The sequence below is a fragment of the Streptococcus sp. k-402 genome (assembly GCF_013277515.1).
GTDB lineage: Bacteria > Bacillota > Bacilli > Lactobacillales > Streptococcaceae > Streptococcus.
Genome location: NZ_VMNB01000017.1, coordinates 20,071 through 34,741, shown reverse-complemented (window position 1 = coordinate 34,741; position 14,671 = coordinate 20,071). Strand labels below are relative to the sequence as shown.

Annotated in this window: 17 protein-coding genes and 10 tRNA genes; 15 read left to right on the top strand and 12 right to left on the bottom strand. The window is 36.0% G+C overall.

Annotated elements, in window-relative coordinates; genetic code table 11:
• Positions 1-24 precede the first annotated feature (24 nt).
• The 10 genes from HT724_RS09690 (at position 25) to HT724_RS09645 (ending at position 968) form a co-directional block, all read left to right on the top strand.
• A tRNA-Gly gene (locus HT724_RS09690) sits at positions 25-95 on the top strand.
• Between the two features lie 34 nt (positions 96-129).
• Positions 130-203, top strand: a tRNA-Ile gene (locus HT724_RS09685).
• 82 nt (positions 204-285) lie between these two features.
• Positions 286-375, top strand: a tRNA-Ser gene (locus HT724_RS09680).
• Positions 376-385: 10 nt separating this feature from the next.
• Positions 386-459: transfer RNA gene (locus tag HT724_RS09675), tRNA-Met, on the top strand.
• 3 nt (positions 460-462) lie between these two features.
• Positions 463-535, top strand: a tRNA-Phe gene (locus tag HT724_RS09670).
• Positions 536-547: 12 nt separating this feature from the next.
• Positions 548-628 (top strand) — tRNA-Tyr (locus tag HT724_RS09665).
• A 4-nt stretch (positions 629-632) separates the two neighbouring features.
• A tRNA-Trp gene (locus HT724_RS09660) sits at positions 633-703 on the top strand.
• Between the two features lie 14 nt (positions 704-717).
• Positions 718-790, top strand: a tRNA-His gene (locus HT724_RS09655).
• A gap of 13 nt (positions 791-803) precedes the next feature.
• A tRNA-Gln gene (locus HT724_RS09650) sits at positions 804-875 on the top strand.
• Positions 876-884: 9 nt separating this feature from the next.
• A tRNA-Leu gene (locus HT724_RS09645) sits at positions 885-968 on the top strand.
• A gap of 110 nt (positions 969-1,078) precedes the next feature.
• Here HT724_RS09645 and HT724_RS09640 read toward each other — a convergent pair.
• From HT724_RS09640 to HT724_RS09585, 12 genes are all read right to left on the bottom strand, one after another.
• A complete protein-coding gene (locus tag HT724_RS09640) occupies positions 1,079-1,810 on the bottom strand; it encodes a metallophosphoesterase (protein ID WP_173276804.1) in 732 nt (243 codons plus the stop codon).
• Entirely contained in the window at positions 1,803-2,039 is a 237-nt protein-coding gene (locus HT724_RS09635; protein WP_173276805.1) for a DUF6290 family protein, read from the bottom strand. Before HT724_RS09635 ends, HT724_RS09640 begins: the two co-directional genes overlap by 8 nt.
• A 214-nt stretch (positions 2,040-2,253) precedes the next feature.
• Entirely contained in the window at positions 2,254-2,691 is a 438-nt protein-coding gene (locus HT724_RS09630) for a GTP pyrophosphokinase (protein WP_173276806.1), read from the bottom strand.
• Between the two features lie 40 nt (positions 2,692-2,731).
• Positions 2,732-3,865, bottom strand: coding sequence for a site-specific integrase (locus HT724_RS09625; protein ID WP_173276807.1), 1,134 nt, complete (start codon positions 3,863-3,865; stop codon positions 2,732-2,734).
• Between the two features lie 3 nt (positions 3,866-3,868).
• A complete protein-coding gene (locus HT724_RS09620; RefSeq protein WP_001858113.1) occupies positions 3,869-4,072 on the bottom strand; it encodes a DUF3173 domain-containing protein in 204 nt (67 codons plus the stop codon).
• 13 nt (positions 4,073-4,085) lie between these two features.
• Positions 4,086-4,868 carry a Rep protein gene (locus HT724_RS09615; protein ID WP_173276808.1) on the bottom strand — a complete coding sequence of 261 codons (783 nt, stop codon included), beginning with the start codon at positions 4,866-4,868 and terminating at the stop codon, positions 4,086-4,088.
• A 188-nt stretch (positions 4,869-5,056) separates the two neighbouring features.
• Positions 5,057-5,824 (bottom strand): metallophosphoesterase, encoded by a 768-nt coding sequence (locus tag HT724_RS09610; protein WP_000854384.1) that lies wholly within the window; start codon positions 5,822-5,824, stop codon positions 5,057-5,059.
• A gap of 166 nt (positions 5,825-5,990) precedes the next feature.
• Positions 5,991-6,380: a hypothetical protein gene (locus HT724_RS09605; RefSeq protein ID WP_001192942.1), complete on the bottom strand. Its 390-nt coding sequence runs from the start codon at positions 6,378-6,380 to the stop codon at positions 5,991-5,993.
• A 33-nt stretch (positions 6,381-6,413) separates the two neighbouring features.
• Complete coding sequence (locus HT724_RS09600; protein ID WP_000772805.1) at positions 6,414-6,728, bottom strand: hypothetical protein; 315 nt, start codon at positions 6,726-6,728, stop codon at positions 6,414-6,416.
• A gap of 97 nt (positions 6,729-6,825) precedes the next feature.
• Positions 6,826-8,187, bottom strand: a complete 1,362-nt coding sequence (locus HT724_RS09595; protein ID WP_173276809.1) for an FtsK/SpoIIIE domain-containing protein — start codon at positions 8,185-8,187, stop codon at positions 6,826-6,828.
• Positions 8,150-8,380: a hypothetical protein gene (locus HT724_RS09590; protein WP_000794049.1), complete on the bottom strand. Its 231-nt coding sequence runs from the start codon at positions 8,378-8,380 to the stop codon at positions 8,150-8,152. Before HT724_RS09590 ends, HT724_RS09595 begins: the two co-directional genes overlap by 38 nt.
• 58 nt (positions 8,381-8,438) lie before the next feature.
• Positions 8,439-8,978, bottom strand: a complete 540-nt coding sequence (locus HT724_RS09585; protein WP_001086132.1) for a hypothetical protein — start codon at positions 8,976-8,978, stop codon at positions 8,439-8,441.
• Positions 8,979-9,438: 460 nt separating this feature from the next.
• Here HT724_RS09585 and HT724_RS09580 point away from each other — a divergent pair, with 460 nt between their 5' ends.
• The 5 genes from HT724_RS09580 (at position 9,439) to HT724_RS09560 (ending at position 14,670) form a co-directional block, all read left to right on the top strand.
• Positions 9,439-9,945 (top strand): hypothetical protein, encoded by a 507-nt coding sequence (locus HT724_RS09580; RefSeq protein WP_173254950.1) that lies wholly within the window; start codon positions 9,439-9,441, stop codon positions 9,943-9,945.
• Between the two features lie 6 nt (positions 9,946-9,951).
• Entirely contained in the window at positions 9,952-10,230 is a 279-nt protein-coding gene (locus tag HT724_RS09575; RefSeq protein ID WP_173276810.1) for a hypothetical protein, read from the top strand.
• A gap of 261 nt (positions 10,231-10,491) precedes the next feature.
• Positions 10,492-11,769 carry a gamma-glutamylcysteine synthetase gene (locus HT724_RS09570; protein WP_173276811.1) on the top strand — a complete coding sequence of 426 codons (1,278 nt, stop codon included), beginning with the start codon at positions 10,492-10,494 and terminating at the stop codon, positions 11,767-11,769.
• A 75-nt stretch (positions 11,770-11,844) separates the two neighbouring features.
• A complete protein-coding gene (thrC, locus tag HT724_RS09565; protein ID WP_173276812.1) occupies positions 11,845-13,329 on the top strand; it encodes a threonine synthase in 1,485 nt (494 codons plus the stop codon).
• A gap of 60 nt (positions 13,330-13,389) precedes the next feature.
• Entirely contained in the window at positions 13,390-14,670 is a 1,281-nt protein-coding gene (locus HT724_RS09560) for an MATE family efflux transporter (protein WP_173276813.1), read from the top strand.
• Position 14,671 lies beyond the last annotated feature (1 nt).

Sequence of the window (14,671 nt, the reverse complement as noted above, 5' to 3'; positions counted from 1 at the left end):
TCGATCCCGTTAACTCCCATTTTAGCGGGTGTAGTTTAGTGGTAAAACTACAGCCTTCCAAGCTGTTGTCGCGAGTTCGATTCTCGTCACCCGCTTTGAACTTTGTTCTTTGTACCAAGTTTTTAACTTGGGCGCGTAGCTCAGGTGGTTAGAGCGCACGCCTGATAAGCGTGAGGTCGGTGGTTCGAGTCCACTCGTGCCCATAGTGTTTAGTCCATTACTAGGGGATTGGAATATTATCTGTTCACTAAGAGGACGCGGGCTTGTTCCCGTATAAACTATTTTGGAGGATTACCCAAGTCCGGCTGAAGGGAACGGTCTTGAAAACCGTCAGGCGTGTAAAAGCGTGCGTGGGTTCGAATCCCACATCCTCCTTTTATATTAACGCGGGATGGAGCAGCTCGGTAGCTCGTCGGGCTCATAACCCGAAGGTCGTAGGTTCAAATCCTGCTCCCGCAATAAGGCTCGGTAGCTCAGTTGGTAGAGCAATGGATTGAAGCTCCATGTGTCGGCGGTTCGATTCCGTCTCGCGCCATTTATATATTTTGGAAGGGTAGCGAAGAGGCTAAACGCGGCGGACTGTAAATCCGCTCCTTCGGGTTCGGGGGTTCGAATCCCTCCCCTTCCATTTTACGGGCATAGTTTAAAGGTAGAACTAAGGTCTCCAAAACCTTCAGTGTGGGTTCAATTCCTACTGCCCGTGTTAATAGAATTATGGCGGGTGTGGTGAAGTGGTTAACACACCAGATTGTGGCTCTGGCATGCGTGGGTTCGATCCCCATCACTCGCCTATTTTATATTATTGGGGTATAGCCAAGCGGTAAGGCAAGGGACTTTGACTCCCTCATGCGTTGGTTCGAATCCAGCTACCCCAGTTACTATTTGCCGGCGTGGCGGAATTGGCAGACGCGCTGGACTCAAAATCCAGTGTCCGCAAGGACGTGCCGGTTCGACCCCGGCCGCCGGTATAGTAGAAAAGACAAGGGTTAGAAACCTTGTCTTTTTGTTATGTCATAAGAAATTTATTGGAATTGTTACTAATAATTACTAATTTCATATAAAAGCACATGATTAAAAGTTATAGAAAGTGATATTTTTGGGTAATTGTATCATAGTAAAGAACAGGTATTGTTTTGCTATTCGTTACATCTCCATCAATAAAGTAATGACTTTTACTATCATAGTAAATCTTACCTAGGTATCTTCTATCTTTAGCTACTTCCCAAGAAGCAATATGGCCCGAAATAATAGCTTTATGAAATCTACCAGTGGTAATAGGAAATTTGTTTGTAAATATCTCTGAACTCGTTAGTTCTTTCCAAAGCTTTCCTGCTTCTTCATCAATGCCAGCATGGACAAAAATTTGGGTTTCAGTTTCATAATAGCGTTCATCCCTATATCGTTTTTTAAACCAGTTTATAAATGGGTTGAATTTGATATTATTTTTAATTTCATTTCTAACACCTGTTTCAAAGTTGTTAGCATTCGATTTAAAAATATAGTTCAATTCCTCTGGAGAGAAGAAGCTTTTTATTGTTTCTGGAAATGCTGAAGCAGTAGGCTTATCTAAAATCAACCAATCATAAAACCATTCTTCATGGTTCCCTAGAAGAGTAATAATTTGATTAGGATAAACCTCCTCAAGTTCGATTATTTTGGAAATGACTTGAAAAGATTGAAGTCCATTATCAAGATAATCTCCTAGTAAAAATAGGCGATTATCTTGAACGTTTAAATTTACTTTATTGAGAGCGTCTATGAATTTATCCAAGTATCCATGTATATCAGATATTGCGTATATTTTAGCCATAGCGTCTCATCATTTCTTCATGTGAGAAAGTTTTTTTGTCACATTCAACCCATTTTTTATAAGCTTCATCAGCGACCTTAATATCATACATATCTTCAATTTTCTCTATAATAGCTTGTCTAATAAAGTCAGTCTTTGTTGTATTATTTTCTTCAACAATAGCATTTAATAAAGAATTTAACTCTTGACTAAATTGAACAGAAATTAGTGTAGTAACATCATTATTCATATAACAGCCACCTAATAGTTATTTTAGATACATTATACTCCTAGTCTAAAAGTTTCTCAATAAAAAATTTCACTTTTTATAGTTATTTATTTTAATAAAATTGTAGTATCGCAAGGATGTACCAGTTCGAGACCGACCGCCAGTATAGTAATAAAGACAAAGTTTATAAGCCTTGTCTTTTGTTTTCTCTTTATAAATTTTTATAGTTTAGTTACTAACTTTTTTTCTTTGTTTTTAAAAATCTAATAGCAGAACTGTATTTCTTATTTCTCTCTAAGTCTTTTTCAGTAATTAATGGTAGTCTGCTTAAATCTGAATTATGCCGTAAATCCGCCAACTTTACAACTCTAGCAAGTTCATTTGTCTTTACTAGATTGAGATAAGATTGATAATCTTGTCCTTTTTTCTTTGTAAGTATATCGACGGCTTCTATAATGTTTTTTGAAAAACCTTCCTTTTTTAGGTCTAGTAGGGTTAGTGAAGTATCTTCAATTACATCATGTAGATAGGCGACAGCTTTCTCTTCATCAGTTGCGACAAAACTAGCTACTGTTTCAGGGTGTTTAATGTAGTCAATTCCTGCTCTATCAATTTGTCCAAAGTGTGCTTTTTTAGCTACTTCATGTGCTTTTATTGCTTGTGATGTATCCATGATTTAATTATAAACTTTCCATTTATAAAACTCAATTACTTTATAGTAAATCATCTAGTTTATCAGCTAAATCCTTTTGCTTACTTGGGTACAAGTGAGAGTAGGTATCAATCGTGGTTGTTATAGAAGCATGTCCTAGTCGCTCTTTTACAACTAGATAATCTTCCCCTTGGTTAATCAGCAGGGAAGCGTGTGAGTGCCTAAAATCGTGTATGCGTATCTGTTTTAGTGTGCTATCACGTTCAAGTATTTTCTTATATTGTTTTTCAACTGCATTTTTTGTAATTGTGATAGGACTATTTTGAAACACTTGTAATGTTAGGCTATTGTTGGTAAATTGCTCTAATAGATGTTTTTGTTGCTTTTCCCAATCTTGTAATTCTTGGCTTAATTTTTTATTGATGACAATTCTTCTTGTTCCTGCTTTAGTTTTTGTTGTGCTGATATGAGTTACTCCTTTATTAACATAGACAGATTTCGTGATATGAATTGTATTACTTGAAAAGTCGATGTCTTGCCATGTTAGGGCAAGAGCTTCCCCAAGTCTTAATCCTGTAAAGAATAGAACAGTAAAGAGTAGTTTGATATTGTATTCTTCGGGTTCAAATAGTGTCAAAAACTTCTGAAATTCTTTGACTGTCCAAAATTGCATTTTTGTTTTTTCAATTGGCAACTTTTTTATCAATTTTGCTGGATTGGAGGAGTAATAGCCTTTTCGCAAACCAACATCAAAAATTTTTTTGAGTAAAATCATGATTTTGTTAATAGTATTTGTGCTTAACGGTCTATCTGAATTTTTAGCCGCTTTTTGCCTAAGATGTTCTCTAAACTGGTAGATGTCATCATAGGTCAATTTTCCGACATTATCGACCATAGAAAAATAATCTTTGATGTGTTTGTTGTAATTATTATCTTGTGTATTGATATAGCTTGCTTTTCGATGATTTATGCTATCTTCTTCCTTAAGTAGTTCATATAGTATGGGGATAGTTATTTTAGCCCCATAGAAGCGTTCTTTTAACTCTACACTTCGTAAGTAGTGTTCTGCTTCAATAGCTTCTTTTTTCGTCTTATAGCCCTTTCTGACAAGTCTACGTTGCTTTAGTGTTATTGGGTCAAAACCGTTGCTAATATCAACTACCCAATTACCGTCTTTACCTTTTCTAATTGCCATATTTTACTCCTTGAGGGTACTGTTTTGAACATCAAAACCGAGTAATTCGGTAGCAATAGTAGCAGGTATAGTACCAATTCGCTTGTTCTGATAGACTGTAAAGCCTCGGGTTATCAGTAGCTCTTTCCCTTGGCGGATAATACGTTTAGATGTTCCCTCAGAGAAACCGAGGGCAATTAGGTCATTCTTAGTAACAGTTGCTATCATGTGACTTACTCCTTTATTCATCTAGTCTTATTTTCTTGTACTTTACATGATTATCGAAATACTGACCGTCTTTATAGACCTTACTAGTGTATTCCGTTTCATATAGCACGACTGAACTATCATAGTTAAAATCTTCATAAGTGTAAAATTTATCTTCATCAGGCTTTTTCAAGTTGCGTGATGAAAAATAGGCTTGCTTTCCGAAGTTTTCCAACAATTCTTGTCCAATACCTTTTTCAAAATACTTTGTGACATATCGACCGCGATTTTCTTTGCTGTCGACGTCAACTTTATTTATCCATACTGCACCATGCCCCCAAAGTTCTAATAATTGCTTATGTGGAATATAGGGAACACTGAAAAGTAGAATATGAGCATGCCATGCTCCACGTTTTTGCTTTTCTAATACTGCAATATATTTTAATTGGCTTTTTTTAGTTTTAAATATGTGATAGTTAAAGCGTTTGATAAATGTTTTGAGTAAGTCTTTGAATTCGTTTCTCTCGCTGATATTTTCTTTAGTGGTTAAGGTAAGAAAAGAAGTCGTATCATCAAAGTTACAATCGACTAGACGGAGTAAGTTCCACTTTGCTTCTAAGCGAGTTTTTTTCATTCGCTCCAGACGTTTTTCTTGTTCTTCTGGTGTTAGTTCGTCAAATGTTCTACGTTTTGATTTTTCCTTGTTTTCAGCATTAGTATCTATAGTTGATTTTCCTTTTGAAAAAATTGGCTTTTCATATTCCCAAATTTCGATATAGGAAGCGGTGCGAATGATTTTTTTATTATAATTACTCATAAAAAAATGCACCCTTATTATAGCTTTCGCCAAAAGATTGTCTATATAATAAATAAACTAGGAGGAGCAAAGCTCCTCCCTACTTCTATCATGTGATCCTAAGCACCGCTCCGCTAAACACACTTCCAGCTTGCCGACTGCTTGTCGGCAGTTTTGCTTAGGTACATGATGAGAAGTAGCTATTAAATTTATAGTCGTGGTAATTGTTTTAATATTTTGTCTGTTGCCCAGTCTGTTGAAATGACCTCAAAATGTCCTTGGTCATAAACGAGTAAATCTCCATTACCAATAAATTGATATTTATTATCTTTGTCAATATATAATGAAAAAGTATCTATACCAATAACATTTTTAGAAATATCAATAGATTCTTTAGGGGTATGCCCAACAATTTGTTTAGGAAAGTCTTGGTTGGGAAGCAGTTCTAATTCTCTAAAATGTGCCCATAAAGGAGACCCCCCAAGAGCTTTCCCACCACGCATTGGTCCTATTGTATAAGCTAGAATATCTAATTCTTCTTCATGCTCTTTGGTATAGAGGTTAAAATGCCATTCTTTTGGGTCAAATATCAGATTGAAACCAGCGTGACTGACTAAATAATCATCTAGTTGATAAGCTACTTGTAATTTCAAATCCTGCAACAATTCTTTAACTGCGAAAAAGACCTCTAGGTTTTGAATTGAGAAAGGAGCTTGTTCTCCCAGTAAATAATAAGCATCATGATTACCTATAAGATTAATTACATCTATTCCGTTTTGCTCTTTATCTATTTTCCAAGAGTATAAAAAAGTGAGGTCTTTGGCATAAAGTTGGATATTGTTAGTTTGACCATGTAAATCAACGTAATCACCAAGAAAAATGATTCTCTTAATATTATGTGTTTGGATAATTTTGTCAACAATGGGTAAAATCAGTTGAGATTTTAAGTGTAAATCACCAATTAATAACGTCTTCATATATATTCCCCTCTTTATTTTTGATATTAGTCTAAGAATCGAATTAAGTTATAGCACATTGTTTCGGTGATAGATAAATAGAATTAATTATTCTTAAGATGTTATTTAATAATTTCCATGAATATCAGACATAGAGTAATATATAGCTATAATATCCTCTAATTGTCTATCGAGCATTTAAGGCATAGATATAAGCTACATAGCAAGCAAAGTCGCCAATACGTTTTCTGTCATCGTTAAATTGTTCAAACCAAGCAACATCATTGCCCTGTTCACTTGCTAAACCTTTTAAAATCTTTAGTTGATAAATAACTTTATTGTGAGTAACAGTTCTAGATTCATCATTGGCAAGTTTCTCTTCTCTTGAGAGTGTGAGCCATTTACCACGTGCAGAGGCATACTCTACGCATAGAAGTACAAATGTTGTCCATTCTTCTTGAAATTCTTTATCAAGTTGATTGGAGGAATTAAGGAGACTAGAATAGATTTGTTCTGCTTCAGAAAATGAAACAATCCCCTTTTCATTCTTAAAATCATCGTAGTTAAAAGTTTGCATTGTAAAACTCCTTTATATATTATCTAATCTTAGCTATTTTGTTACAGGTAAAACATCAGAACAAGCGAACCACAAATTTCCATTGAATTGCCCTACGTTTAAATCTTTAAGACTAACAGGACAAGTTTTGTTGTTCGCCATCTCTTGAACAGAAGCAGTAGGCGATAATGTATTTATTTTGACTTGTATCATCTCCATAAAGAAATCAGAATTCTCATCTTGAATTGACACATTAAGTCGTAAAGCTACGGGCTTATTAGTCTCTCTATCTAATACTTCTGTATACCCTTTAACGGCAAAAAAGCGATTGCCTAGTAACTCGGGTTTCAAAAAATCATTTAATTTCATGTTAAATTCCTTTCTTTCTTACCTCCTGCAATGCAGTCGGTTGGCTCTTTTTCTCTATTGAAAAGAATTCCTATTCCAACAGAGAAAAATACCGTTATTAGTAGTTTGGCAGTATATTTCTAACTACCTGTAAAAATTCTTGTTTAGTTTTTAAATCAACAAATGGCACAATTGTTAGCACAGGCTCAACCGAATTTATTCCATCAGCGAAAAATAGAGCTTCCCCTTTCCTGTCTGATACAGTAGGTACATTCTCAAGTTCACACATAGAAAATGCCATTTTTAACCGGTCTATACCAATATTCGAGAGATACAAAACACTTGATATTTGGAGGCGCAACTCCACAGGAATATTGTCTGCATTAGGGTCTTGGGTACTAAGGCAGAGGTGAAAACCTGCCTGGCGTCCTTTGCGAGCAATCAAACCCAAATTTTGCAAAATTTCGTTCCATAACTCTTTACCTTGTTTGCTAGAGCCACAACTATCACGAATAGAAGCGAGCTCATCAATAAACAGGAAATTCGGTGTCATCCCCAAATCATATGCATCAGCATTTAGAGAACTGTTCTGCTTGATAACCTCAAAACGTTCATTCATCATCTCCACAAACTGTCTTGATAGCTTTGCAAGTGAAGTAGGAGAAGAACCTACGGAAACACTTTTGCCCAATTCTTCTTCAAGAAGCTTGCCAAGGGCATATAAGTCTGCCCCTTTTCCGTCTACAATGCCTAAGTAAGTACCGTCAACAGTTCCACAACCTTTAGCCAGTGCATTAAATAAGTACCATTGTAGGGCTATTGTTTTTCCTGTCCCTGTTCGTCCATATATACCGATATTAGTATTCGATTTCAGAGAGAATTGTTGGGTATTTGATAGCTTGATTATTGGACTAGGAATATCCTTAAAAAACTCCCTAGTTAATGTATTAGTATTAAAAACGTATTGTTCAATTTCTTCTATCTTCCCTAACACGTATACTATTTTATCGATTTCTTCTTTTTTAGACAGCAAGGACAAGCCCAAAGTGGGGCATAGATATTCCTCTAAATTTTTCAAGGTTTTCAGATAACGGTTGCCAAATAATGGGACACAGACAATAACTTTGTTATCCTTAGAAACGTCAAAATATAGAACTGCTGTATCTACTACTTCATTATCACTTTCATCATAAAGAGCCAAACTAACTAACATATAAAACAATGCTTCTCTGATATTGAGCTTGTTTCTCAATTTTGCTATAAAATTAGAACGAAAGAACTTCTCTACGAAAAAAAGAAGACTTATAAAAAACATGGAAAAGACTAGACGTGCAATAAATGGGATTGTAGCAATCCATGAACACATGAGAAGTAAAAGGGTAAAAATTTGAATAGCTAGTCTAACAATTTTAATATTTCGAGGACGAATAAAGTACGGATACTTATTCATCACCGAGATTCTTTGATTCAACATTCTCATGTTTTCTCTCCTCTCCAGCAGGGGAAGCCATATCTATAAAAATCATCAAAAAGATAATCATCGTAATACCCATCAATATTGCAATAGCTTCAAAGATAGGAGAATAGACATTTTTTAAAAGAAGCACATAATATAATGTGCAACCAAATCCAATAAAGAACAAATAAAAAAGATATTTATAGAGATTCTTCATGACGCAATTCCTTTCTTTTTTAAGATATAAAAGGGGAGGAATACTCCCCTAGATTAAACTAAGATAATGCCCCTGCAAGAGCCTTAACTAGGTAATTGTGTTTTACTCTTTTCCAACCCAATTTGCCTAGAACATAATAATAGATGTCAGGGTTAATCTCAAACTCATGTTCAACTGATAAAATGCTATCTTCATCAGCTTTTCTAGAATATGAACGATGTTTTTCTTTAACAAGTTCAATAATCTCATCTGTAATAAAATCAGAAGTATTAGTATTGTAAAAATACAATTCACTATAAATTTTCTTTGAGGTAAAGATGTCATCCGCTAAGCATGTCCCTGTTACCGTATGAAATAACTGACATGCTCTATCCCACATATCCAACAAACTTGCTACATACTTAACAGATAAATTTTGCCCATATAGTGTATTTTTAAGTTTTTTCGCATATGGTAATGCATCTGTTGAATCATATTTGTAGGAACCTCCAACAACTGCATCAGGAACATATCTTGATAGCCTATGACAATACCCTTGTTCGATAACATCGTCAAAGGTATGAGTTTTAGTTTTTGGAACTATTTTTTTTGAATTCATAACAATATTTCCTTTCAAAATTAATATATGTATTATTGTTTCAATTAGTCTCTACTCTGGGTGAGGCTCTTGCAATATTCATTTATCTTCTCCTTTTTGTGTTTTGTGTATAAATGTAGTATCTTGCAAATATAGTTTCCAATTATCCTGAGAAACTATAGATATGATTTAATTCTCGTATCAATCAAAAATCTCTCCTTGTTCTTCTTCACAATAATAGGCGTCCATCTCTTCATAAAAATACTCTAATGCCATTTGTTCTTCTGGGGTCATGACAAATTTTCCTTTCTACACGGTGTTTGAGGTAATTATTTACCTGTTGATGATATCTTAGCATATCGTATCCACTATGTCAAGAAAAATACGGTCTTTTTGTCTAATATTTTTAAATAGACCGTTTATTTTAAAAAAATAGACAAAAAAGATTTGCGATGCTATAATGGTTAGATGGAGGAACAATATGACAACAGTAGATAAAGCAAATAATTTTGTTATTGTAGTGGAAAGAAGAATGACACAAGTTTATAAAACATTGTCACTAATAGGAAATTTATCAAATAAAAGATATTATGAATATAGTGATGAAGAAGTTAATGAGTTATTTTTAAAATTATTAGATAAAGGAAATGAAATAAAAAAATTTTTTTTAGAATATTCAAATTCAAGAACAGAATTTTATGAAAAAAAACGTAATTTATCATCCTCATTTCATTTTTTATCTCCTAAATTGGAGATTGAAAAAAACGATAATTTTAGAGAAATTGCTGAATCAAGAGTTAGTAAAGTATTTGGGACAATGAACTCAATAGCAAATACTGCTTATAAACCTAATTATGATTATACTAATCAGCAGGTGGAAGAGATATTCGAAGGATATAAGAATAAAATAGTGGAGATAAAAGGTATCTATAGTCCGTTGGAAAAATTCTCGTTTTCAATCCAGAGTAAAATAATCATTGAAAAGTGAGATAAAATGGAATTTTGGAATGACACAATTCAAATCGTCAAAGAGTGGCGACCAGTCAATTATTCAGTTTCTGAAGATGAAGACTTTGAAGCTGTGAAGAAAAAAGCAATTAGAAATTTTCAAGGTTATCTAAAATTACTTGATGAGAATACTGAAGAAGGCTACCAAGAAGTTATAAGGTTATTTACATTCAGCAAATTCTATGGTGAAGAACTGTGTAACGATGAAGAACTGAACAAATTGAGTAGAGATATAAGAGGAAGATTAAAAAAATTTCGTTCCTAAAAAGTTACTAAAAACAAAAAAATTGTTTTTTTAAATAATACAAATGGTTTTTTATAACGTTGATTATGCTAACTTATAAAGATGTAAAATCTTAAACACCAAACTCAAAATCCAGTGTCCGCAAGGACGTGCCGGTTCGACCCCGGCCGCCGGTATAGTATAGAGTTAGGAACGTTGTTATTCTTCGTTCCTTTTTTATATTATTTTTGCTATAATAATAGTTATTCAAATTTTATTTAGATTATGAAAGTGTAGGGAAGTATGTCTCGTTCTATCGATTTATTAAAACATCGGTATTTGAAAAATATTAAAGAAAATCCTGAATTGTTTGTCGGGATTGAGCTGGAATACCCTGTAGTAAACTTGGAAGGGAATGCTACAGATGTTGAAATTATAAAGGATCTATTTCATTATTTAGTTTCCGTTCTGGATTTCACTGTAGAAAAGGTAGATGATTTTGGCAATCCTATCCAGTTAGTAGATCCGATAAGTCAGGATGCTATTTTATTTGAAGTTTCCTATACAACGATTGAGTTTGCATTTGGTAAGGCTGAAACGATTCAAGAGGTCGAAAATCGTTTCAATAATTATATGAATGTAATTCAGAGAAAATTAGGCGAATCCAATCATGCTATTGTTGGTTGTGGAATTCATCCCAACTGGGATAAAAATGAGAATAGTCCAGTGGCTTATCCACGTTATCAGATGTTGATGGATTATTTGAATTTGAGTAGGAATTTGATTGAATCAGATTTACATCATTTCCCTGAATATGGTGCTTTTATCTGCGGGAGTCAGGTCCAGCTGGATGTTTCAAAGTCTAACTACCTACGGGTGATTAATGCTTTTACCCAAATTGAAGCAGTTAAGGCTTATTTATTTGCCAATTCTGAGTTTTCGGGTGCAGATTGGGATACGAAAATTGCAAGGGACATCTTCTGGGAAGAATCCATGCATGGCATCTATCCAGAAAACGTCGGGGTCAATGCTAGACTCTTTAAAGATGAGGATGATTTTTTTGACTATCTAGATCATTCTGCAATTTTTACTGCGGAACGTGATGGACAAACCTATTATTTTTATCCGATTCAGGCTAGGGACTATTTGCCTACATCTGAAATCCAAGCATATGCTCTCAATGGGGATGAGATTATTATTTATCCTCAAGAGAAGGATTTTGAAACCCATCGTAGTTATCAGTACCAAGACTTAACGACTCGCGGAACAGTTGAGTTTCGTAGTGTGTGTACTCAGCCTCTAGAGAGAACTTTCGCTTCTGCCGCCTTTCACTTGGGATTGTTGGTTAATTTAGATAAGTTAGTAGCTTACTTAGAAACAGCACCTCTCTTTAAGAAATTTGGTTGTGATTATAAGTTTTTAAGACGACAATTTTCTAAGAAAAAGCTTACAGATGAGGAAGAAACTGCGATTATTGAATTTTCCAAAGACTTACTCCTACTAGCTGAGGAAGGGCTAGTGATGAGAAATAAGCAAGAAATGAACTATTTATTGCCTTTGAAAGAAGAATTGAGCCTATAATTTTTCTTATAAAGGGAGAATTTTCTGAAAAATCATGATATAATGGAAGAGACTATAGATAAAGGATAGAGAGTAATGACATTAGTTTATCAATCAACGCGTGATGCCAACAATACAGTAACTGCCAGCCAAGCTATTTTGCAAGGTTTGGCGACGGACGGTGGTTTATTTACACCGGTTACTTATCCAAAGGTAGATTTGGACTTTGACAAATTAAAAGATGCTTCTTACCAAGAAGTGGCTAAGTTAGTTTTGTCAGCATTTTTAGATGACTTTACAGCTGAGGAGTTGGACTACTGTATCAACAATGCTTACGATAGCAAATTTGATACTCCAGCTATCGCGCCATTAGTGAAATTAGACGGCCAATATAACTTGGAACTCTTCCATGGTTCAACGATTGCCTTTAAGGATATGGCCTTGTCTATCTTGCCATACTTTATGACGACTGCTGCCAAGAAACATGGTTTGGAAAATAAGATTGTTATCTTGACAGCGACATCTGGTGATACTGGGAAAGCTGCTATGGCAGGATTTGCCGATGTGCCTGGTACTGAGATTATCGTCTTTTATCCAAAGGACGGTGTCAGCAAGGTTCAAGAGTTGCAAATGACCACTCAGACTGGCGACAATACTCATGTTATTGCTATTGATGGTAACTTTGACGATGCGCAAACTAACGTCAAACAAATGTTTAACGATGTAGCCCTTCGTGAAAAATTGGCTGTCAACAAGTTGCAATTTTCATCAGCTAACTCTATGAACATTGGTCGTTTGGTACCACAAATTGTCTACTATGTTTATGCCTACGCTCAGCTTGTTAAAACTGGTGAGATTGTGGCTGGTAAACAGGTCAACTTCACAGTACCAACAGGAAACTTTGGAAATATCTTGGCTGCCTTTTATGCTAAGCAAATTGGTCTGCCAGTTGGCAAATTAATCTGTGCTTCAAATGATAACAATGTTTTGACAGACTTCTTCAAGACACGTGTTTACGATAAGAAACGTGAGTTTAAGGTAACAACTAGCCCATCTATGGATATCTTGGTATCTTCAAACTTGGAGCGTCTCATTTTCCACCTTTTGGGTAATGATGCGGTTAAAACTGCTGAACTCATGAATGCCTTGAACAAGCAAGGACAATATGAGTTGACAGACTTTGATGCAGAGATTCTTAACCTCTTTGCAGCTGAATATGCGACTGAGGAAGAAACAGCGGCAGAAATCAAGCGTGTTTATGAGTCAGATTCTTATATCGAGGATCCTCATACAGCGGTTGCCTCGGCAGTTTATAAGAAATACCAAGCTGCTACTGGCGATGTAACTAAGACAGTGATTGCTTCAACAGCGAGTCCATACAAGTTCCCAGTAGTTGCAGTAGAAGCTGTAACAGGGAAAGTTGGCTTGACTGACTTTGAAGCCTTGGCTCAATTACATGAAATCTCAGGAGTGGCTGTACCACCTGCAGTTGACGGGCTTGAAACAGCTCCTGTTCGTCACAAGACAACAGTGGCAGCTGCTGATATGCAAGCAGCGGTTGAGTCTTATTTAGGACTTTAAGACAGAAGGAGTAAACTCGGTTGGGAAGCCAACTGAGTTTCTTTTCATCAGGAGGACGGATTGTTTAAGAAAAATAAAGATATTCTTAATATTGCCTTACCAGCTATGGGCGAAAACTTTTTGCAGATGCTCATGGGAATGGTGGACAGTTATTTGGTTGCTCATTTAGGATTGATAGCCATTTCGGGTGTATCAGTAGCTGGCAATATTATCACGATTTATCAGGCGATTTTCATCGCTCTGGGAGCTGCTATTTCCAGTGTTATTTCAAAAAGTTTGGGGCAGAAGGATCAATCTAAGCTAGCCTATCATGTGACTGAAGCCTTGAAGATTACCTTATTATTAAGTTTCCTTTTAGGAGCTTTGTCCATCTTTGCTGGGCAAGAGATGATAGGACTATTGGGAACGGAGAGGGCTGTAGCTGAGAGTGGAGGACTGTATCTATCTTTGGTAGGCGGATCGATTGTTCTTTTGGGCTTGATGACCAGTCTTGGTTCCTTGATTCGTGCAACGCATAATCCACGTTTGCCCCTCTATGTGAGTCTTTTATCCAATGCCTTGAATATTCTCTTTTCCAGTCTAGCTATTTTTGTTCTGGATATGGGAATAGCTGGTGTTGCTTGGGGGACAATTCTGTCTCGTTTGGTTGGTTTTGTGATTTTGTGGTCACAATTAAAACTGCCTTATGCGAAGCCAACTTTTGGTTTAGATAAGGAACTATTGACCTTGGCTTTACCAGCAGCTGGAGAGCGGCTTATGATGCGGGCTGGTGATGTCGTTATCATTGCCTTGGTCGTTTCTTTTGGAACGGAGGCAGTGGCGGGAAATGCGGTCGGAGAAGTCTTGACCCAGTTTAACTACATGCCTGCCTTTGGCGTCGCTACGGCAACGGTCATGCTGGTGGCTCGAGCGGTTGGAGAGGATGATCGGAAAAGAGTCGCAAGTTTGAGTAAACAAGTCTTTTGGCTTTCTCTGGTCCTCATGTTACCCTTGACCTTCAGTATCTATGCCTTGGGTGTACCACTAACTCATCTCTATACGACTGATCCTCTAGCGGTTGAGGCTAGTGTTCTAGTGACACTGTTTTCACTACTTGGTACTCCTATGACGATAGGAACAGTCATCTATACAGCAGTCTGGCAGGGTTTGGGCAATGCTCGGCTTCCCTTTTATACGACAAGTATAGGAATGTGGTGTATCCGTATTGGAACAGGATATCTGATGGGGATTATTCTTGGTTGGGGCTTGCCTGGTATTTGGGCCGGAACCCTTTTGGATAATGGTTTTCGTTGGTTATTTCTACGTTACCGTTACCAGCGTTATATGAGCTTGAAAGGATAGG

Excerpts from the sequence above, each read along its gene's own strand:
- HT724_RS09640 (WP_173276804.1), bottom strand. The coding sequence starts at position 1,810 with ATGGCTAAAATATACGCAATATCTGATATACATGGATACTTGGATAAA.
- HT724_RS09635 (WP_173276805.1), bottom strand. The coding sequence starts at position 2,039 with ATGAATAATGATGTTACTACACTAATTTCTGTTCAATTTAGTCAAGAG.
- HT724_RS09630 (WP_173276806.1), bottom strand. The coding sequence starts at position 2,691 with ATGGATACATCACAAGCAATAAAAGCACATGAAGTAGCTAAAAAAGCA.
- HT724_RS09625 (WP_173276807.1), bottom strand. The coding sequence starts at position 3,865 with ATGGCAATTAGAAAAGGTAAAGACGGTAATTGGGTAGTTGATATTAGC.
- HT724_RS09620 (WP_001858113.1), bottom strand. The coding sequence starts at position 4,072 with ATGATAGCAACTGTTACTAAGAATGACCTAATTGCCCTCGGTTTCTCT.
- HT724_RS09615 (WP_173276808.1), bottom strand. The coding sequence starts at position 4,868 with ATGAGTAATTATAATAAAAAAATCATTCGCACCGCTTCCTATATCGAA.
- HT724_RS09610 (WP_000854384.1), bottom strand. The coding sequence starts at position 5,824 with ATGAAGACGTTATTAATTGGTGATTTACACTTAAAATCTCAACTGATT.
- HT724_RS09605 (WP_001192942.1), bottom strand. The coding sequence starts at position 6,380 with ATGCAAACTTTTAACTACGATGATTTTAAGAATGAAAAGGGGATTGTT.
- HT724_RS09600 (WP_000772805.1), bottom strand. The coding sequence starts at position 6,728 with ATGAAATTAAATGATTTTTTGAAACCCGAGTTACTAGGCAATCGCTTT.
- HT724_RS09595 (WP_173276809.1), bottom strand. The coding sequence starts at position 8,187 with ATGAGAATGTTGAATCAAAGAATCTCGGTGATGAATAAGTATCCGTAC.
- HT724_RS09590 (WP_000794049.1), bottom strand. The coding sequence starts at position 8,380 with ATGAAGAATCTCTATAAATATCTTTTTTATTTGTTCTTTATTGGATTT.
- HT724_RS09585 (WP_001086132.1), bottom strand. The coding sequence starts at position 8,978 with ATGAATTCAAAAAAAATAGTTCCAAAAACTAAAACTCATACCTTTGAC.
- HT724_RS09580 (WP_173254950.1), top strand. The coding sequence starts at position 9,439 with ATGACAACAGTAGATAAAGCAAATAATTTTGTTATTGTAGTGGAAAGA.
- HT724_RS09575 (WP_173276810.1), top strand. The coding sequence starts at position 9,952 with ATGGAATTTTGGAATGACACAATTCAAATCGTCAAAGAGTGGCGACCA.
- HT724_RS09570 (WP_173276811.1), top strand. The coding sequence starts at position 10,492 with ATGTCTCGTTCTATCGATTTATTAAAACATCGGTATTTGAAAAATATT.
- thrC (WP_173276812.1), top strand. The coding sequence starts at position 11,845 with ATGACATTAGTTTATCAATCAACGCGTGATGCCAACAATACAGTAACT.